The 17,083-nt window shown below is 63.8% G+C and carries 18 protein-coding genes; 6 read left to right on the top strand and 12 right to left on the bottom strand.

Annotated elements, in window-relative coordinates:
• Positions 1-2: 2 nt before the first annotated feature.
• Genes HWX32_RS07800 through HWX32_RS07785 form a run of 4 tightly spaced genes read right to left on the bottom strand, consistent with a single transcriptional unit; the run spans position 3 to position 2,359 of the window.
• Entirely contained in the window at positions 3-281 is a 279-nt protein-coding gene (locus HWX32_RS07800) for a glutaredoxin domain-containing protein (RefSeq protein ID WP_175935417.1), read from the bottom strand.
• On the bottom strand, positions 282-773 hold the full coding sequence (locus HWX32_RS07795) for a dihydrofolate reductase (protein WP_175935416.1): 492 nt from the start codon (positions 771-773) through the stop codon (positions 282-284).
• The gene (locus HWX32_RS07790) at positions 773-1,585 is read right to left on the bottom strand and encodes a thymidylate synthase (RefSeq protein WP_303049143.1); all 813 of its coding nucleotides are present in this window, start codon (positions 1,583-1,585) and stop codon (positions 773-775) included. The genes HWX32_RS07795 and HWX32_RS07790 overlap by 1 nt, the downstream gene beginning before the upstream one ends.
• Positions 1,586-2,359 carry a 3'(2'),5'-bisphosphate nucleotidase CysQ gene (locus tag HWX32_RS07785; protein ID WP_175935415.1) on the bottom strand — a complete coding sequence of 258 codons (774 nt, stop codon included), beginning with the start codon at positions 2,357-2,359 and terminating at the stop codon, positions 1,586-1,588.
• A 46-nt stretch (positions 2,360-2,405) separates the two neighbouring features.
• Here HWX32_RS07785 and HWX32_RS07780 point away from each other — a divergent pair, with 46 nt between their 5' ends.
• The gene (locus HWX32_RS07780; RefSeq protein ID WP_175935414.1) at positions 2,406-7,118 is read left to right on the top strand and encodes a DEAD/DEAH box helicase; all 4,713 of its coding nucleotides are present in this window, start codon (positions 2,406-2,408) and stop codon (positions 7,116-7,118) included.
• A gap of 21 nt (positions 7,119-7,139) precedes the next feature.
• Here the strand turns inward: HWX32_RS07780 and HWX32_RS07775 are convergent, their stop codons facing one another.
• Positions 7,140-7,553, bottom strand: coding sequence for a type II toxin-antitoxin system VapC family toxin (locus HWX32_RS07775; RefSeq protein WP_175935413.1), 414 nt, complete (start codon positions 7,551-7,553; stop codon positions 7,140-7,142).
• Positions 7,554-7,565: 12 nt separating this feature from the next.
• Positions 7,566-7,805 (bottom strand): AbrB/MazE/SpoVT family DNA-binding domain-containing protein, encoded by a 240-nt coding sequence (locus tag HWX32_RS07770; RefSeq protein ID WP_082259685.1) that lies wholly within the window; start codon positions 7,803-7,805, stop codon positions 7,566-7,568.
• Positions 7,806-8,015: 210 nt separating this feature from the next.
• On the opposite strand from HWX32_RS07770, the gene HWX32_RS07765 reads away from it, so the two are divergent.
• A complete protein-coding gene (locus HWX32_RS07765; RefSeq protein ID WP_175935412.1) occupies positions 8,016-9,299 on the top strand; it encodes an ATP-binding protein in 1,284 nt (427 codons plus the stop codon).
• A 4-nt stretch (positions 9,300-9,303) separates the two neighbouring features.
• Here HWX32_RS07765 and HWX32_RS11415 read toward each other — a convergent pair whose 3' ends face one another.
• Both HWX32_RS11415 and HWX32_RS07760 read right to left on the bottom strand, forming a co-directional pair.
• Positions 9,304-9,504 carry a PIN domain-containing protein gene (locus tag HWX32_RS11415; protein ID WP_082259686.1) on the bottom strand — a complete coding sequence of 67 codons (201 nt, stop codon included), beginning with the start codon at positions 9,502-9,504 and terminating at the stop codon, positions 9,304-9,306.
• 59 nt (positions 9,505-9,563) lie between these two features.
• Positions 9,564-9,824, bottom strand: coding sequence for an antitoxin (locus HWX32_RS07760; protein WP_217702895.1), 261 nt, complete (start codon positions 9,822-9,824; stop codon positions 9,564-9,566).
• Between the two features lie 79 nt (positions 9,825-9,903).
• On the opposite strand from HWX32_RS07760, the gene HWX32_RS07755 reads away from it, so the two are divergent.
• The 3 genes from HWX32_RS07755 (at position 9,904) to HWX32_RS07745 (ending at position 12,189) form a co-directional block, all read left to right on the top strand.
• On the top strand, positions 9,904-10,713 hold the full coding sequence (locus HWX32_RS07755; protein ID WP_175935411.1) for an Fpg/Nei family DNA glycosylase: 810 nt from the start codon (positions 9,904-9,906) through the stop codon (positions 10,711-10,713).
• A gap of 131 nt (positions 10,714-10,844) precedes the next feature.
• On the top strand, positions 10,845-11,309 hold the full coding sequence (locus HWX32_RS07750) for a hypothetical protein (RefSeq protein WP_175935410.1): 465 nt from the start codon (positions 10,845-10,847) through the stop codon (positions 11,307-11,309).
• Between the two features lie 631 nt (positions 11,310-11,940).
• Positions 11,941-12,189, top strand: coding sequence for a hypothetical protein (locus HWX32_RS07745; protein WP_175935409.1), 249 nt, complete (start codon positions 11,941-11,943; stop codon positions 12,187-12,189).
• Positions 12,190-12,241: 52 nt separating this feature from the next.
• On the opposite strand, the gene HWX32_RS07740 is transcribed toward HWX32_RS07745, so the two are convergent.
• The 3 genes from HWX32_RS07740 to pgi are packed head-to-tail and all read right to left on the bottom strand — an operon-like array spanning position 12,242 to position 16,011.
• On the bottom strand, positions 12,242-12,871 hold the full coding sequence (locus tag HWX32_RS07740) for a DedA family protein (protein WP_175935408.1): 630 nt from the start codon (positions 12,869-12,871) through the stop codon (positions 12,242-12,244).
• 15 nt (positions 12,872-12,886) lie between these two features.
• Positions 12,887-14,374, bottom strand: coding sequence for a glutamate-cysteine ligase family protein (locus HWX32_RS07735; protein WP_175935407.1), 1,488 nt, complete (start codon positions 14,372-14,374; stop codon positions 12,887-12,889).
• Positions 14,374-16,011, bottom strand: a complete 1,638-nt coding sequence (gene pgi / locus HWX32_RS07730) for a glucose-6-phosphate isomerase (protein WP_175935406.1) — start codon at positions 16,009-16,011, stop codon at positions 14,374-14,376. Before pgi ends, HWX32_RS07735 begins: the two co-directional genes overlap by 1 nt.
• Before the next feature lie 193 nt (positions 16,012-16,204).
• Between pgi and HWX32_RS07725 the strand changes: the two genes are divergently transcribed.
• Positions 16,205-16,534, top strand: coding sequence for an antibiotic biosynthesis monooxygenase (locus HWX32_RS07725; protein ID WP_175935405.1), 330 nt, complete (start codon positions 16,205-16,207; stop codon positions 16,532-16,534).
• 171 nt (positions 16,535-16,705) lie between these two features.
• Here HWX32_RS07725 and HWX32_RS07720 read toward each other — a convergent pair whose 3' ends face one another.
• Positions 16,706-16,999 carry a chorismate mutase gene (locus tag HWX32_RS07720; RefSeq protein WP_075466011.1) on the bottom strand — a complete coding sequence of 98 codons (294 nt, stop codon included), beginning with the start codon at positions 16,997-16,999 and terminating at the stop codon, positions 16,706-16,708.
• Between the last annotated feature and the right edge of the window lie 84 nt (positions 17,000-17,083).

The raw sequence follows: 17,083 nt of genomic DNA, 5'->3' as shown, positions 1-17,083 counted from the left end.
TTTTACTCTTCGCCGGTAAGCTCGCGCAGCTTCGCGCGCACGGCGGAGGCCTCGGGGTTCGTGGCGTGGGTGCCGTCGGAGTAGAGCACCGTGGGCACGATGCGGTTGCCGTCGTTGACACTCTCGATCCAAGCGTTGACCTCGTCCATCCCGTCCGCGTCAACGTCGACGAGGTCGTACGGGGTCTCGGTGCGGTCCAGGCGCTGCCGCAGTTTTTGGCAGAACGGGCACCACTCGGCCGCGAAGATGGTCACTGGGGCAGAGGTTTCCGGCTGGGTCATTTACTTCCTTTCGAATCGCTGGAATTTGTAGCGCAGGGCATTGCTTGTCGACGTCTGCCAGGCCCCGTCCTCAACCAACTCAAAGTCCCGGTCAATGCGCGGAGCGAAGACGGCTTTTGAGCCGAGTTGGTCGGCCAAGGAAACGTCGATAAGCGTGCGCTCAATGATGTCTACCTCGTCGATGGTGGCCTCGTAGATTTGCGCACCGCCGATGATCCACGCGTCCGACTCGAGGTCGGGGATGTCGCGCGAGACGTACGCGCCGTCGGACCATTTGCCAGGATCACGCGAGGACAACACGTGGTTCGCGCGCCCGGGCAGCGGTTTGACCGGCAGAGCCTCCCACGTGCCGCGGCCCATGATCACCGGGTAGCCGTACGTTTTCTCCTTGAAGTGCTTGAGGTCCTCCGGCAGGTGCCACGGCATGCCTTTGCCGTCGCCGATGACCCCGTCGAGGGACTGCGCCCAGATTGCGCCGAGGGTGATGCCCATTAGACCGACACCTCCGCCTTAATGGTGGGGTGCGGGTCATAGCCCACGACCGCGATGTCGTCGAAGGTGTAGTCGAACAGCGAACCCGGGTTGTTCAGCTCCAGCTGGGGATACGGGCGGGCCTCGCGGGAAAGCTGCTCTTCTACCTGCGCGATGTGGTTGTTGTAGATGTGGCAGTCGCCGCCCGTCCAAATCAGCTCGCCAACATCCAGGCCCGCCTGCTGGGCGAACATGTGGGTGAGCAACGCGTAGGAGGCGATGTTGAACGGTACGCCCAAAAACATGTCCGCGCTGCGCTGGTAGACCTGCATGCTCAAGCGCCCGTCGGCGACGTAAAGCTGGAACATCAGGTGGCAGGGCATCAGCGCCATCTTGTCCAGCTCCGCGACGTTCCAGGCAGAGACGAGGTTGCGGCGCGAATCCGGGTTCTCCTTCAGCGTGCGAAGCGCCTCCGCGATCTGGTCAATGTGCGCCCCGTCCGGGGTGGGCCAGGAGCGCCACTGCACTCCGTAGACCGGGCCGAGTTCGCCGTTTTCATCCGCCCACTCGTTCCAGATGCGGATGTTGTTCTCCTGCAGCCAGCGCACGTTGGAATCGCCGCGCAGGAACCACAAAAGCTCACCCGCCACGCCCTTGAAGTACACCTTCTTGGTGGTCAATAGCGGGAAGGATTCCGACAAGTCGTAGCGGATCTGCCGGCCGAACACGCTGCGCGTGCCGGTGCCGGTACGGTCGCCTTTCTGCGCGCCGTTTTCCAGCACGTCGCGCAGCAAATCCTCGTACGGAGTGGGGATTGGGTGCGTGTCAGCCACTTACTTGGATACTCCCTCGAACGTGCCGTGCTCCTCGCGGTAGCGGGCGGCGGCCTCCAAAATGTCGTCCGCCAGTTCCGGGCGGCAAATCAGCATGTCTGGAATGTAGGTGTCTTTGTTGTTGTAGCGCAACGGGGAGCCGTCGAGACGCGAGCAGTGCAGCCCCGCTGCAAGCGACACTCCCACCGGCGCCGCCTGGTCCCACTCGTACTGGCCGCCGGCGTGGACGTACGCGTCGAAATCGCCGAGCAGCACGTGCATCGCCTTCGCACCCGCGGAGCCGATCTGCGCCGTTTCGAACCCGAGCGCATCCGCCACGTGGCGCGCCACAGCGGGCGGGCGGTTGCGGCTCATCGCCACCTTCCCCGCAAACGGTCCTGCGACGTGGCGGACGTCGGAGGATTTAAACACCACACCCAAATCCGGCAGGCCCACGGCCGCATGGGTGGGCACGCCGTCCTCCACCAGCGCGACGTGCACGGCCCAGTCCTGGCGGCCCGTAGCGAACTCTTTGGTGCCGTCCAGCGGGTCGACGATCCACACCCTGTCCCTGCCCAGCCGGTCGGGGTTGTCGGCCGCCTCTTCTGAGAGGACCCCGTCGCCCGGGCGGTGTTGCGCGAGCACGCGGGCGATCCAGTTCTGCGCCAATTCGTCGCCCGCCTCGCCGAGCTCACGGCCGCGGAGCAGGCCCACGCCGCGGATGCCTTTGAGGATCTCGCCGGTGCCCTCCGCAATAAGGTTGGTCAGCCGCGAATCCGATAACTGAGCAGTCATGCGCCCGATGTTACCGCGCGCAGGTAAGGCGGGCTAAAGTTCAGCCATGCCGTCCGATCACGTCACGGGAGTCCTCTCCCGCTTCCGCCCCCAGGTGGCCACGTGGTTCACGGAGGTCTTCGAAGCCCCCACCACCGTGCAGGAAGGCGCTTGGGAGGCGATTTCCCAGGGGGAGAACGCGCTCGTGGTTGCCCCCACTGGTTCGGGCAAGACGCTCGCGGCGTTCTTGTGGTCGCTGAACTCGCTGGTGGAGCGGGAGGGGCAGCAGGCCCTTCCGGTTGGTGGTGGCGACGCCGCCAAACAATCCACCCACGGTGGCGTACGCGTCCTATATATATCGCCTTTGAAAGCGCTCGGCGTGGACGTGGAGAACAACCTCCGCGCGCCGCTCAACGGCATCGCACGCGTGGCGCAGCGCATGGGCAAGGAGCTGCCGGACATCTCCGTCGCGGTGCGCTCCGGCGACACCCCGCAGTCCGAGCGCAACCGCCAGCTGCGCAAGCCCCCGGACATCCTGATCACCACGCCCGAGTCGCTGTATCTCATGCTCACGTCCAAGGCGGCGGGGATCCTGAAAACTGTGGACACGGTCATCGTCGACGAAATCCACGCGCTCGCCGGCACCAAACGCGGTGTGCACCTCACCCTTTCGCTCGAGCGCCTGCGCATGCTCGCCGGCGACTTCCAGCGCATCGGGCTTTCCGCCACCGTCCGCCCCATCGAGGCGGTGGCGAACTTCTTAGGTCCCAAGACCACCATTGTGAACCCGCCGGGGGAGAAGCGCTGGGAACTCGACGTGCACGTCCCCGTCGACGACATGAGCGATCTGCCTGTACCCGAGGACGCATCCACGATCGGGGACGCCATTTTCGAGAGCACACTTTCGCTTGACGACGGTGGCGGCCTAGCGGCCGCCACGGAGCCCGACACCCCAGTCGAACCCTTCGCCGCGAAATCCCAGTCCTCCATTTGGCCCCACATTGAACAGGCCGTGTACCGGGAGGTGATGGCGCACCGTTCCACCATCGTGTTCGTGAACTCGCGCCGCACCGCGGAGCGGCTGACCAGCCAGCTCAACGAGCTGTGGGCGGCGGAACACGACCCGGAATCGTTATCGCCTGCGACGCGGCGCCCGCCTGCGCAGCTGATGAAGTCCGTGGACACCGCGGGCCACGCAGCCCCCGTGATCGCGCGCGCCCACCACGGATCGGTGTCGAAGGACGAGCGTGCTTTGACGGAGACGATGCTCAAAGAGGGCGCGCTGCGCGCCGTCATCGCCACGAGCTCCCTGGAGCTGGGCATCGACATGGGCGCGGTGGACCTGGTGATCCAGGTGGAGTCCCCGCCGTCGGTGGCCTCCGGCCTGCAGCGTGTGGGCCGCGCCGGGCACACCGTCGGTGCGATCTCGGAGGGCTCGTTCTACCCGAAGCACCGCTCCGACTTGGTGCAGACGGCGGTGGTGGTGCCGCGGATGCGCCAGGGGCTCATCGAGGAGCTCCACACCCCGCGCAGCCCGCTCGACGTGCTGGCCCAGCAGACCGTCGCTGCCGTCGCGTTCGAGGACCTGGACGTCAACGAGTGGTACGACACCGTCCGCCGCGCCTGGCCCTACCGGGATCTCGCGCGCGAGGTGTTCGACTCGGTGATCGACCTGGTCATCGGCATCTACCCGTCCACGGACTTCGCGGAGCTGCGCCCCCGCGCGATCCTCGAGGGGTCCACCCTCAAGGCCCGCCCCGGCGCGCAGCGGGTCGCCGTGACCAACGCCGGCACGATCCCGGATAGAGGCATGTTCGGGGTCTTCTTGCTCGCAGGCTCGCAAGAAGAGGGGGGCAAAGGACCCCGCCGGGTCGGCGAGTTGGACGAGGAGATGGTCTACGAGTCCCGCGTCGGCGACGTGTTCACCCTCGGCGCCTCGAGCTGGCGCATCGAGAACATCACCCGCGACCAGGTGCAGGTGTCCCCGGCGCCCGGGCACACCGGCCGGCTGCCGTTCTGGTCGGGCGAGGGTCTGGGCAGGCCGTATGAACTCGGCAAGGCGTTGGGGGCGTTCCGCAGAGAAGCAAAAAGCTCCCTGGACCCCAGCTTGGACGAGCGGGCCCGCAACAACCTGCTCCAGTACCTGGAGGAGCAGGAGGAGGCCACCGGCATCCTGCCGGACGAGACGACGCTGGTGCTCGAGCGTTTCACGGACGAGCTGGGGGACTGGCGCGTGGTGCTGCACACGCCCTTCGGCAAGGGCGTCAACGCCGCGTGGGCGCTGGCCACGGGCTGGCGCGTGGCCCAGGAGACCGGCATGGACGCCCAGGCGGTGGCGGGCGACGATGGCATCGTGCTGCGCCTGCCGCAAGGCGACAAGGAGCCGGACGGCGCGCTCTTCCAATTCGACGCGGACGAGATCGCGGACATCGTGACCGAACAGGTGGGCAACTCCGCCCTGTTCGCCTCGCGCTTCCGCGAATGCGCCGCCCGCGCGCTGCTTTTGCCGCGCCGCAACCCCGGCAAGCGCGCGCCGCTGTGGCAGCAGCGCCAACGCGCCGAGCAGCTTCTCGACGTCGCCCGGAACTACCCGTCCTTCCCCATCATCCTGGAGACGGTGCGCGAATGCCTCCAGGACGTCTACGACCTGCCCGCGTTGCAGGAGGTCATGCGGGACGTGAACACGCGCCGGGTGCGCATCGCTGAGGTGACCACGGAGACGCCGAGCCCGTTCGCGTCCTCGCTGCTGTTCAACTACACCGGCGCATTCATGTACGAGGGCGACACGCCGCTGGCCGAAAAGCGAGCCGCGGCGCTGTCGCTGGACCCGTCGCTCTTGGCGAAGCTGCTGGGCACCGTGGAGCTGCGCGAGCTTCTCGACGCCGACATCATCGCCGAGGTGGACGCCAGCTTGCGCCGCGTCGGGCGGGCCTCCACGAGCGAACAGTTCGCGGACACCCTGCGCATCGTGGGCCCGGTGCCGCTAGACCAGCTCGAGGCGTACACCTCGGTGCCGCTGAACTCGCTGGAGCAGAGTTTGCACGGCCGGGTGATGCGGGTGCGCATCGGCGGGCGCGAGCACATCGCGCAAACCCTGGATGCGCCGCTGCTCCGCGACGCCCTCGGCGTCCCCGTCCCACCGGGTGTGGCCGCCCAGGTGGACACCATCCCGGACGCGCTGGCCCAGCTGGTAGGCCGGTGGGTGCGCACGCGTGGGCCGTTCACCCTGCGGGACCTGGCGGAAGCGTTCGGGTTGGCGGTGGGTGCGGCGCATGAGCCGCTGTCGCGGCTCATGGACAAGGACAAGGTCATTCCCGGGCGCTACCGCCAGGGCGTGGACGAAGAGGAGTACGTCGCCGCCGAGGTGCTGAGGATCATCCGCACCCGCTCGCTCGCGGCGGCGCGGGCCCAGACCCGCCCCGTGTCGCAGTCGGCGTACGGGCGCTTCCTGCCGGCGTGGTCGAACGTCGCGCCGGTGGGGGTCACGCCTGCGCTGCGCGGGGCGGACGGGGTGTACTCGGTGCTGGAGCAGCTCGCCGGGGTGCGCCTGCCGGCCTCGGCCTGGGAGTCCCACATCCTGCCCGCGCGGGTGGGGGACTACTCGCCGGCGATGCTCGACGAGCTCACGGCCTCCGGCGAGATCGTCATCGTCGGCGCGGGCAAGGCCGGCGCGCGCGACCCCTGGATCATGCTCCTTCCGGCGGACTACGCCGCCCAGCTCATGCCGCAGGTGGACGAGCCGCTTTTAAGTTTGACGCAAGCCCAGATCATGGAAAAGGTGCGCCGCGGCGGCGGGTTCCTGTTCACAGACCTCCTGGAACCCACGACCACGACTGAAGAACTCCGCGAGGCCATGTGGGACCTGGTCGAGGCCGGGTTCTTATCGCCCGACTCCTTCGCCCCGATCCGGGCGCGGTTGGCTGGTGGGAAGACGGCTCACAGGGCGAAGCGGAGGCCGTCGAGAAGCAGGGTGCGCTCGGGCCGCACTTCGTTTGCCACGCTGACCCCGCCCGACATGATCGGCCGCTGGTCGCTCACGCCGACCCCGGACGCTGATGCGACGCGGCGCTCGGTGGCGCTGGGCGAGTCGCTGTTGGACCGCTACGGCGTGGTCACGCGCGGATCGGTGGTCTCGGAGGACATCCTGGGCGGGTTCGCGCTGGCCTACAAGACGCTGTCCGGGTTCGAGGAAAGTGGCAAGGCGATGCGCGGTTACTTGGTGGAGGGACTCGGTGCGTCGCAGTTCTCCACGCCCGCGACGATCGACCGGCTGCGGGGTCACCAGGATTCCGACGACTTGGTTGGCTGGCCCTCGGGCGCGAAGAACCCGAATGTGCACGTGCTGGCCGCGACCGACCCCGCGAACCCGTACGGCGCAGCGCTGCCGTGGCCGGAGCAGGGCCCAACCCGCTCCGCGGGGGCGATGGTCGTGCTTATCGACGGCCTGCTCGCCGCCCACATCACCCGCGGCGGCAAGACCATGACCACGTTCTTCGACCACTTCCCGGAGGGTGTGGGCGACCCGATGCCGCTTGTCGTCGACGCGCTGACGCAGGCGGTGAGGGAGGGGCGGATGCAACCTTTGGGCGTCGAGAAGCTTAATGGCTCGCCTGCGTTCTCCCTGAAGGAGTACGGTGCGACCGTGAGCCACAAGGGTGTGCGGATCGGCGGCAAGGCCTCGGCGCCCCCGAAGCGGCGGGGCCGCAGCGTGGCCGAGGCGCTGGGGGAGCTCGACGCTGGGGACGCGGAGCCGCCGGAGAGCCTGAGCTTCGACGACTAGGAAGAAATCATTTGCAGGAAGTTAGGGCACTAGGCGAACATCCACACCGAGGCTGAGGTAATTGTTCACCGCCCGGCGGTCCCGGCTTGCCAGAGGGACCCCGTTCTCCAGCGCTGTGAGTGCCACGAGCCCGTCGTAGACTGCTCCTCCGGCGACTCCTGCCGAAGCAAGACGGCGGTGAACGTCGACGGTTCCGGCTTGCGAAAGCATGAGGGGTTCAGGAAACCAAGTGTCCATCACCCGAACTGCGTCTTCGGCTGAGACCCGGTGATCGCCAGGCAGACGGGTGAGTACCGAATACGTCTCGACCAGCGAGTGAGCGCAGAGAACCACCTGACGGCTCAACGCCCATTCGTACACCCGGTCATGCGCTTGATGCGAAGCAAGGAGTAGTGGCACCGCGACGCTGGTGTCTAACGCAACAAGGTTTGCCATAACGCGCTTGAGCTAGACCCTGCCTGCATCAATCAGCGCGAGTACATCCTCGTCGGTGACGGTGCCTGTTCCTCGAGCCACGAGAAATCCTTCCGAGGTGGTTTCAATCGAGGCGGTGCGACCGGAAGGGATGACTGTGAGGCCGGTGCCGTATGCGCTGACATCCACTATTGAGCCTGGGGTCAAGCCGAGGGTGTCGCGCAACATCTTGGGCAGCAGCAGCCGTCCGCCAGAATCAATTCTTGCTTCCATGGGGACAGACTACCATCCAAATCCCATCGAATCGGTGACCAAACTCCCCGGGGGTGCAGGCAATCCTAGGCCCCTGGTCATTGATGTCCTGACGCAGGTGGTGGGGAGGGGGTCGATCCGCTAATTGGTAAAGTGGACCCCGTGCGAAGGGTAAAGCAGATCCCATGCGAATGGTAAAATAAAGCTCGTGCGAATGGTAAAGTTCCCTGCATGGACTACCTTCGTCGCACCATAGACTCTGAACTGGACGAGCTCATGCCATTCGCCGCCGCCATCGCTTTGGATGGCCCGAAGGGCGTGGGCAAAACCGGTACCGCGGCTCGCCGCGCAGCGCGCACGGTGAGGTTGGATAGGCCTGGTGAGCGCACAGTCATCAGCAACGACTTCGACCTGGACACTCTTCCCCAGGGCACCATCCTGTTCGACGAGTGGCAGCACCTGCCGCAGGTCTGGGATTCGGTACGGCGAAGCGTCGATGACGGGGCGCCGCCCGGGCGCTTCCTTCTCACAGGTTCCGCGACCCCGGTTGACGCAGCGGGGACCCATAGTGGCGCGGGTCGTATCCTGTCGCTGCGCATGCGGCCGATGGGTTTCCATGAAAGGCGTCTGTCCACCCCAACCGTGAAATTTTCCGATTTGCTGTACGGTCAGGGCGGCTCGGTCGACGAACCGCGTTTTGAAACGCTGGCCGAGATCGACGGCAGTACCGATGTCGCTGTAGGGGATTATGCGGAGGCGATCGCAGCAAGCGGGTTTCCAGGGATAATGGCTGCGCCTCGCCGCCTCAGGGATGGGCAGCTCGACGCCTACCTTCAGCGAGTAATCGACCGGGACCTGCCGGAACGCGGCGCGGGCGTTCGTAGTCCGGAGACGTTGCGCCGATGGCTGGCGGCCTATGGTGCGGCATCGTCAACTACTGCGTCCTACAGCAGCATCTTGGATGCGACCACCGGCGGTGACGGCTACCAACCGTCTAAGCCCACCACGATCCGCTACCGGGACCACCTTTCCCAGCTCTGGCTTTTGGATCCTGTCCCGGGGTGGACATCGTTTCACAACCCGCTGAAGCGGATTGCACAAGCTCCAAAACATCAGCTTGCGGATCCGGCGCTCGCGCTCCGGCTACTCAATCTCTCTGGTGACGATCTGCTCACCGGGCAGGGTGCCCACATGTTCGGGCCGCTATTCGAGTCGCTGGCCACGCTGGGGGTGCGAACCTTGGCTCAGGCATGCGAGGCTCGCGTGTTCCACCTCCGCACCCAGAACGGCGACCACGAGGTTGACCTGGTGGTTGAGGGCCAGCGCGGTGCGCTCGTGGGTATCGAGGTCAAGCTTTCCGGCGCGATCGACGACCGCGACGTCCGCCACCTCCACTGGTTTAAGGATCAGATGAAGGGAAAGGTGACAGACCTCGCGGTCCTCTCCTCAGGGCAGCATGCTTATCGACGCTCCGACGGCATCGCCGTCATCCCCCTCGCCCTCCTCGGGCTGTGACCTTTCACGCGGACCTTTCAGTCGCGCAGCTCCGAGAGGACGGCACCCGCTGGAATTCCGAGGAATTAGCAGTCACGAGAACCATCCCGTGAGCGACGGCCTGCGCCGCTATCCACAGATCATTCGGACCAATAGGCCTACCAACGGACTCGAGCTCGTGGCGTATGTCGGCGTATACCACCGCTGCAGCTCGGTCGATGCCCACAGACGGGTAGCTCTAGCGCGTCAATCCACACGTTCGTATCTAGTGGATAGGACACAGGTTTACTCCCACGCTGGGACGTCATCCAGGGGGAGTTCCTCTGGTTCTGTCAGTCCGTCGGCCCAATCTTCCGGCAGGCCAGCGGTGATCTCGTCGATGACGTCCATCGCGGATGGTCGCGTAGGGGAAATTCTTAGAGAATCGCCGACTTTTGAAATCCAGACCCGTTCGGTCTCCAGACGAAGATCCTTGGGAATCCGAATGGCCTGACTGTTACCGGATCTAAAGGCGGTGGTTTCAATCGGAATCATCGGTGATGCCATTTCGCCCTCCTTGTATATACCTGTGAGTATAACCTCGGAAGGGTGGTTCAAGGGAGGCCAGGCGAGTACCCTCGCACGCATGCCTGAAGGTGATTCCGTCTACCAGCTGTCGAAACGCCTGCAGTGGATGGCCGGCCGCGAGGTCACCCGCACAAGCATCCGCGTGCCGCGCTACGCCACCGTCAACTTCACCGGCATGACCTGCAAGCGTGTCTGGCCGTACGGCAAGCACCTATTCATGGAGTTCGCCGCCGACGGACACGAGCCGCAAATCCTGCACACCCACCTGAAAATGGAGGGCACGTGGTCCATGCACCGCGCGGGGGAGCGGTGGCGCAAGCCCGGGCACGCGGCACGAGTGATGCTAAGGCTTGACGACGATCCCCGCCCCGACATCGAACTCGTCGGGTTTTGGCTGGGACTCGTCCGTGTGTTTCCCGCGCGCGAATACGAGGTGGAGATGGGCTACCTCGGGCCTGATTTGCTGGCCGAAGACTTCGACGTCGACGAGGCCATCTCGCGGATCGAAGCCGAGCCGGACCGCGAGATCGGGCGGGCGTTGCTTGACCAGAGAAAGCTGGCAGGGATCGGCAACGAGTACCGAGCAGAGATCAACTTCCTCGCCGGTACGCATCCGAGGGAACTGGTGCGTGACGTGGACGTCGAGAAGCATGTGCGTCTGGCACGGCGGCTGATGTGGGCGAACAAGGACGAGCCGGTGCGCGTGACCACCGGCGTGAAGCGGGCGGGGGAGACCAGCTACGTGTTCGGGCGGAACAACAAGCCGTGCCGGCGGTGCGGCACCTTGATCACCAAGGGCTTCCTCGGCGGGGAGGGCGATTTGGAGCGGGTTATTTGGTGGTGTCCGCGGTGCCAGCCTGAGCCTTGAAATATTCCGAGGCGAAGGGGGGGGGGGTATCGAGCTTTCGCGACGATTGCTGATTCTAAAAATCGCACACTGGCACCTATATATAATTCACGTCACACATCGCACATGCACAAACCACTAGAAGGGGCACCATGTGGCTTGACGGATATGAACAACAATTCGGAAACCGGCTGGAGGACTTCCTTTCAATAGCAGTCCCCACAGCGCTCGAAGAACTTGAACCTTCCAAACGGGAGCAAGTTACCAATGGCGTAGAAGAGTTTCCCTCCGAAATCGTGCTCGACATTCTAAAGTCTAAACACTCTTATGACGACACCGTCTCCCGCATCCTAGCCATAGCCGGAACCTGGATGAACGCCGCGTCAGGGAGTCAATGGACTGTTGGTCCTCTAAGCAGTACGGATTACTCGGAGAGAGTGGGGATAGGCGTCAGATGGGGTGAGATCGCATTTTCACCGTTGTTAAATATCTCGGAGAACCTTGTAGATTCATTTCCCACCTGGCCGGGCGTGCTCATGGAATTTGCCCGCATGCAAGAGGCTGATCGCAATTATTACCGCCAAAGAATTCAGGAAACTTCTCCACAGAAAACGTGACGTCGTAGCGGCCTTCTGGCTTACCTAGTCGTAGTAAGCGGAACGATTAGACAGGCACCTAACCTCGGATGGCTGCCACCTCCGGCGGAAAAGTGCAGATAGCCTATGCATCATGGAAAGTGCGCGCCCGATACCAGAGACGCGATGCCGGCGAGTCCCTGCGGCTCTTTCGTTAGCCCTTGTTTTGGGGGCTGGCGTCTATGTTGCGTTGTCGCGCCACTTCTCCGCTCTTGGATTAGTTCTCTTCTTCGTTTCAGTGTCTGTTCTGCTTTTTCTCTGCTGGAAGCCGAACAGAAAAGCTTCGGCTGCTGCGGGGATCATTTCCGTAGGGGCGGTGATTTACGCGCTTCCTCTCGGGGTCGTTGTTTCTTCGCCGACCTTCGGGGGCGGTCTCATGGCGATCGGCATTCTCATAGTGGCATTGCACCTGTAACAGGAATCTACGTTGGTTTGTCGACGAAAACGAGGGTGTCCGGAATTTTGCGTGTGGGGCTCTGATCTAGAAGGAGTTCCTCCGATAATGACTACGATGTCATCGAAGAAAAACCATGGCCCGGCGAGGGTCAACCAAATCAGCGAGAAGCTGATCGCAAAGCCTGAGCGCTTTCGAGCTTGAAAGCGAGTGAAGAAAATGAAGCACTTTCTCATCGTGTTCAACCGGAAAACCGGCGAGCGCCACATCACGGAATACGCGGATTCTCGCGAAGCGATCAGGCAGCGTCTCGACGAGGAGCAGTCCAACGAGAACCCTGACGTCGAAATCGTGGTGATCGGGTCGCCCTCACTCGAAGATTTGAAGGTGACCCACTCCAGATACTTCCGGGTTGATGAGCTCCCTGATTTCGCTGAATATTGGACCAGAAGCGAGAGGGTTTCCTAGAACGTAAAAGGCAGCCGCCACATCTGTGAACGGCTGCCTCGGATTGTGTTTTCTACGCAGATGGATCCGCGTTTTTCTCCCGCACCGCGCGGCGCACGAAGAACACTAGGAACCCGAGGATGATCAGCAGCAACACCGCGTAGATCACGTTGGAGTACGTGTCCACGTAGCCGGTGGCCTTCTCCCAGTTGTCGCCGAGCAGGTAGCCGAGGTAGATCAGGATGGCGTTCCAGATGCCGGAGCCGAGCGTGGTCCACAGGCCGAACACCAGCAGGTTCATGCGGTCCAGACCCGCAGGAATGGAGATCAATGAGCGTACGCCGGGGATCAAGCGCCCGATAAAAATCGACGGGCGGCCGTATTTGTTGAAGAAGTTCATAGCCGCGTCCACGTCAGACGCCTTGACCAGCCACATCCAGTCGGCGATCCGGCGCAGCCGTTCGAGCCCGAGCCAGGCGCCGACCCCGTAGAGCACATACGCACCCACCACTGAACCGATCACAGACCAGATGAACACTGCCAGCCAATTCAGCGAACCCTGCGCGACGGTGAAGCCGGCCAGCGGCAGCACCACCTCCGACGGAATCGGCGGGAAGAGGTTCTCCAGCAAAATGGCAATGCCGACGCCGGGGGCGCCGAGCAGCTCCATGAGGTTGACGATCCAGTCGATGATGCCTTGCATTCCGACTATCTTGCCCTACTCAACCTCGAGCGACCAAGTATGCACCGGCGCGCCGCTCGCCTGATTCGCCAGGTATTGCCGGAGCACTCGGGCAATTGCTTCTCGACGCTCCGTCGTCCCCGCCTTCGATCCCGGAGCCAACCTTCCGAGGGCGTTGAGTTGCCACATCGCGCCGTTCTGGCGGTTCTTCACGCGGCCGTCGATGATGCCCAAATACTCGTCGATGCACCCCTGGTCGACTTCCAGCATCTTCAGACCCTCCTCGGCGATCGGGAGGAGGTGATCGCCGATCAGTTCGGTCACGGGGATGGTGCCGAGCGTCGGCCACGCCAAGTTCGATGCCAGGCCGTGGCGGGCGCCCTGGCGGAAGTTCTCGCGCGCGTCCTCGAAACTCAACCGCGACCACACGGGGCGGGTTTGTTCCGCGAGTGTTTTTACGCACCCGTAGTAGAACGCGGCGTCCGCGATGATGTCCTTCACCGTCGGGCCTGCGGGCAAGATCCGGTTCTCCAGGCGGATGTGGGACAGCTCGCCGTTGGGGTCGTAGATGGGCCGGTTCCAGCGCCAGATGGTGCCGTTTTGCAGGTTCAGGTAGTGCAGGCCAGGGTTGTTACCCTGCATCTCCTGCTTGCCGGATTCCGCCCGACCCTCCGGCAGCAGCGGCGAGAAGTAGCGGACATTCTCCTCGAAGAGGTCGAACACGGATGTGATCCACCCGTTGCCGAACCACACGCGCGGGCGCACACCCTGGTTGATCAGCTCCTTCGTCCGTGTGTCCACCGCTTGCTTGAACACGGGAATGCGCGATTCATGCCACAAACGGTGCCCCAGGAACAGCGGCGAGTTCGCCGACAGCGCCACCTGCGCACCCGCGATGGCCTGGGACGCGTTCCACGCGGCGGCGAACTTCGTCGGGTTGACCTGCAGGTGCAGCTGCATGGAGGTGCAGGCGGACTCCGGCGAGATGCTTTCGAAGTCGTGGGTGTAGTTTTCGTCGCGCCAGAGGCTGATCTCCACCAGCTCGCCGCGCGACTCCATCACGGAGTTGTTCAGACCCGCGTAACGGTTTTCGGGTGTCATCCAAATGGGGTCTTCCAAGAACTCGGTGGTCAGCGTCGGTAGTGTACCGATCATCGCGACTGTGGAGCCGGCTTCGGAGGCGGCCCTGCGGACGTCGTTAAGCCTTTGCTCCAACCCCTGCTCGAGCCGTGCCAAGCCGTCGCCCTCAATGGAAAGCGGGGGGTGGTTCAGCTCGACGTTGAACTGGCCGACCTCGGCTTGGTATTCGTCGCTCAAGCCCTCCAGCACAGCCTGGTTGTTGGGGTGGGGCTGCATATGCTTATCGACGAGATTGAGCTCCAGCTCGAGCCCAATCGTCCCCTTGTTGATGAACTCCGCCTCCTGCAGATGGCGGTCGAACGCTTCCAGCTCCTCCTCGAGCTGGCGGCGGTAGACGGTGCGTTGGCGCGGGGTGTACTTTTCTGCGGATACTGCGTCGCCCATTAGCGGTGCTCCCTGAACCAGGTGATCAAAGCGTCGGTCGAGGCGTCGCCGGTGTTCGGCTCTTCCTCGCCGGACACAGCTGGCGCGAGGTCGTTAGCCTGCTGCTTGCCAAGCTCCACGCCCCACTGGTCGAAGGGGTTGATGTCCCAGATCGCGCCCTCGGTGAACGTGATGTGCTCATACAGCGCGATGAGCGCGCCGAGGGTGAACGGCGTGAGCTCCTCGGCCAGAATCGTAGTGGTGGGGCGGTTGCCCGGCATAACCTTGTGTGGCGCCAGCTCGCGGGAAATGCCCTCGGCCTCAATCTCCTGCTGGGTTTTGCCGAACGCTAAAACCTTCGTCTGCGCGAAGAAGTTGCCCATCAGCAGATCGTGCATGGAGCCTTCGCCAGACGCGGTGGGCAGGTCCTCCTTCGGCTTCGCAAACCCGATGAAGTCCGCCGGGATGAGCGAGGTGCCCTGGTGGATGAGCTGGAAGAACGCGTGCTGGCCGTTGGTGCCCGGCTCGCCCCAGAACACTTCGCCGGTGTCGTAGGTGACGCGGGTGCCGTCGTGCCGCACGGACTTGCCGTTCGACTCCATGGTCAGCTGCTGTAGGTACGCGGGGAAGCGAGAGAGGTCCTCGGAGTACGGCAGCACCGCGTGGGTCTGCGCGCCGCAGAAGTTGCGGTACCAAACGTTGAGAAGCCCCATGAGCACCGGCACATTTTCGTCGAGCGGAGCGGAACGGAAGTGCTCGTCCATCGCGTGGAAGCCGTCGAGCATGCGCATGAAGTCCATCGGCCCGATCACGGCCATGAGCGACAGCCCGATCGCGGAATCCATGGAGTAGCGCCCGCCGACCCAGTCCCAGAACCCGAACATGTTGTTGGTGTCGATGCCGAACTCCGCCACCTTCTCCGCATTCGTGGACACGGCGACGAAGTGCTTCGCAATCGCGGTCTCGTCCCCGTCGAACTGCTCGAGCAGCCAGCGCTTCGCTGCGTGGGCGTTGGACAGGGTTTCCTGGGTGGTGAACGTCTTAGAGGCGACGATGAACAGCGTCTCCTCCGGGTTGCAGCGCTCCAGCACTGCAGAGAGGTCCGCGGGGTCCACGTTGGAGACGAATTCGGCGGTAATCCCAGCCGTCGCATAGCTGCGCAGCGCCTTTGTAGCCATCGCGGGGCCCAGGTCGGAGCCGCCGATGCCGATGTTCACCACCTTCTTAATCGTGCGCCCCGTGTGCCCCAGCCACTCGCCGGAGCGCAGATCGGAAGCGAAGTCGCGCATGCGGCCGAGCACCTCGTGCACGTCCGCGGCGATGTCCTGGCCGTCCACCTCGAGGTCGTTTTCCGCCGGGATGCGCAGTGCGGTGTGCAACACGGCCCGGTCCTCGGTGGTGTTGATGTGCGCGCCGGAAAACATGGCGTCGATTTTGGTTTTAAGCTCAGCCTCATCAGCAAGAGCAAGAAGCTTGTCGACGACGTCCTGGTCAACCAGATTCTTCGACAAATCAACCCGCAAGCCCGCCGCGTCGAACGCGAACCTTTCGGCACGTTCCTCGTCTGCGGCGAACAGGTCGCGCAGGGTGACCCGGTTCTTCTCCGCATGCAGTTTCTCCAGGTTGCCCCAGCTTTCTGTGGACGTGATGTCTGCCATGTTTCCTCCCAGATCTTTCGGGTCAGTCACTGCCCACGGTAGTCAAAAACGCTCTGCTGGGGAGGGGGCTGACGGGTGCTGCCAAGGGTCGCACTGAAGGATTCCGCACCGGCCCCGGAAACCTGCTGGGGAAATGAAGGATCTGACACGCTGCGGTCAAATCCTTCATTCGACCGCGGGCATAATGGGGCGCATGAGCATTGTGAAGATCAACGCGATTTCAGTCCCCGAAGGCGCTGGCGAGGAGCTCGAGCGCCGCTTTAAAGCCCGCAAGCATTCGATCGACGGTCAGCCCGGTTTTGAGGGTTTCCAGCTGCTGCGCCCCGTGAAGGGCGAGGAGCGCTACTTCGTGGTCACCCGCTGGGCGGACGAGGACGCCTATAACGCCTGGTGGGAGGGTCAGGGCCGCGCCGGGCACGGTGTTGGTGACGGTGCTGGTGAAGCGGGGGAGCGCAAGCCGGTATCGCAGAAGGCCGAGCTACTGGAATTCGAGGTTGTCCTCGACTCTCTCGAGCAGGAATAGTCCGCTACCTCGAATCGGGGGCGGGCTCGCCCCCGAGTGCTAAATGCCCGCCAAGAAACTCCCGTCAGTCGAGTAACTAGACGGAGGCACAGCGGGTTTACTTGATTGGCGGGCATCTCTTGGCGGGCATTTGCGCTCAGAACCGACCGAACGAAGCGTCGCCCAGCCGCTTTACCCCAGCTTTCCGCGGCCGAGCCGCAGCAGGATGGAGGCCAGCCCGGGGCCTTCTTCGCCGAGTTCGTCGCGGAACTGGTTGATAATGGCCACTTCCCGCGTGTGCACCAGGCGCGTTCCGCCCGAGCCCATGCGGGTTTTCCCGATGGCCTGCGAGATCTCGCTGCGGCGCTTCACTGCGTCCAAGATCACGCGGTCCAACCGGTCGATTTCTTTGCGGTACTGCTGAATCTCCGCGTCCGATAACGGGTCCTCGGTACCGCTTGGCATGCGGATTTCAAGCTCGCTCATGGAAGGGGATTATGCCATGCGGCAGCTCGTCGATAAGCAAATGTTCGAATGCTCGACCGGGGCGCGTCGGGGCGGTGGGTACAG

It is taken from the genome of Corynebacterium sp. Marseille-P4321 (genome assembly GCF_903645305.1).
GTDB lineage: Bacteria > Actinomycetota > Actinomycetes > Mycobacteriales > Mycobacteriaceae > Corynebacterium.
The sequence above is the reverse complement of the archived record's forward strand: the minus strand, read 5'-3'. Positions and strand labels throughout refer to the sequence as shown.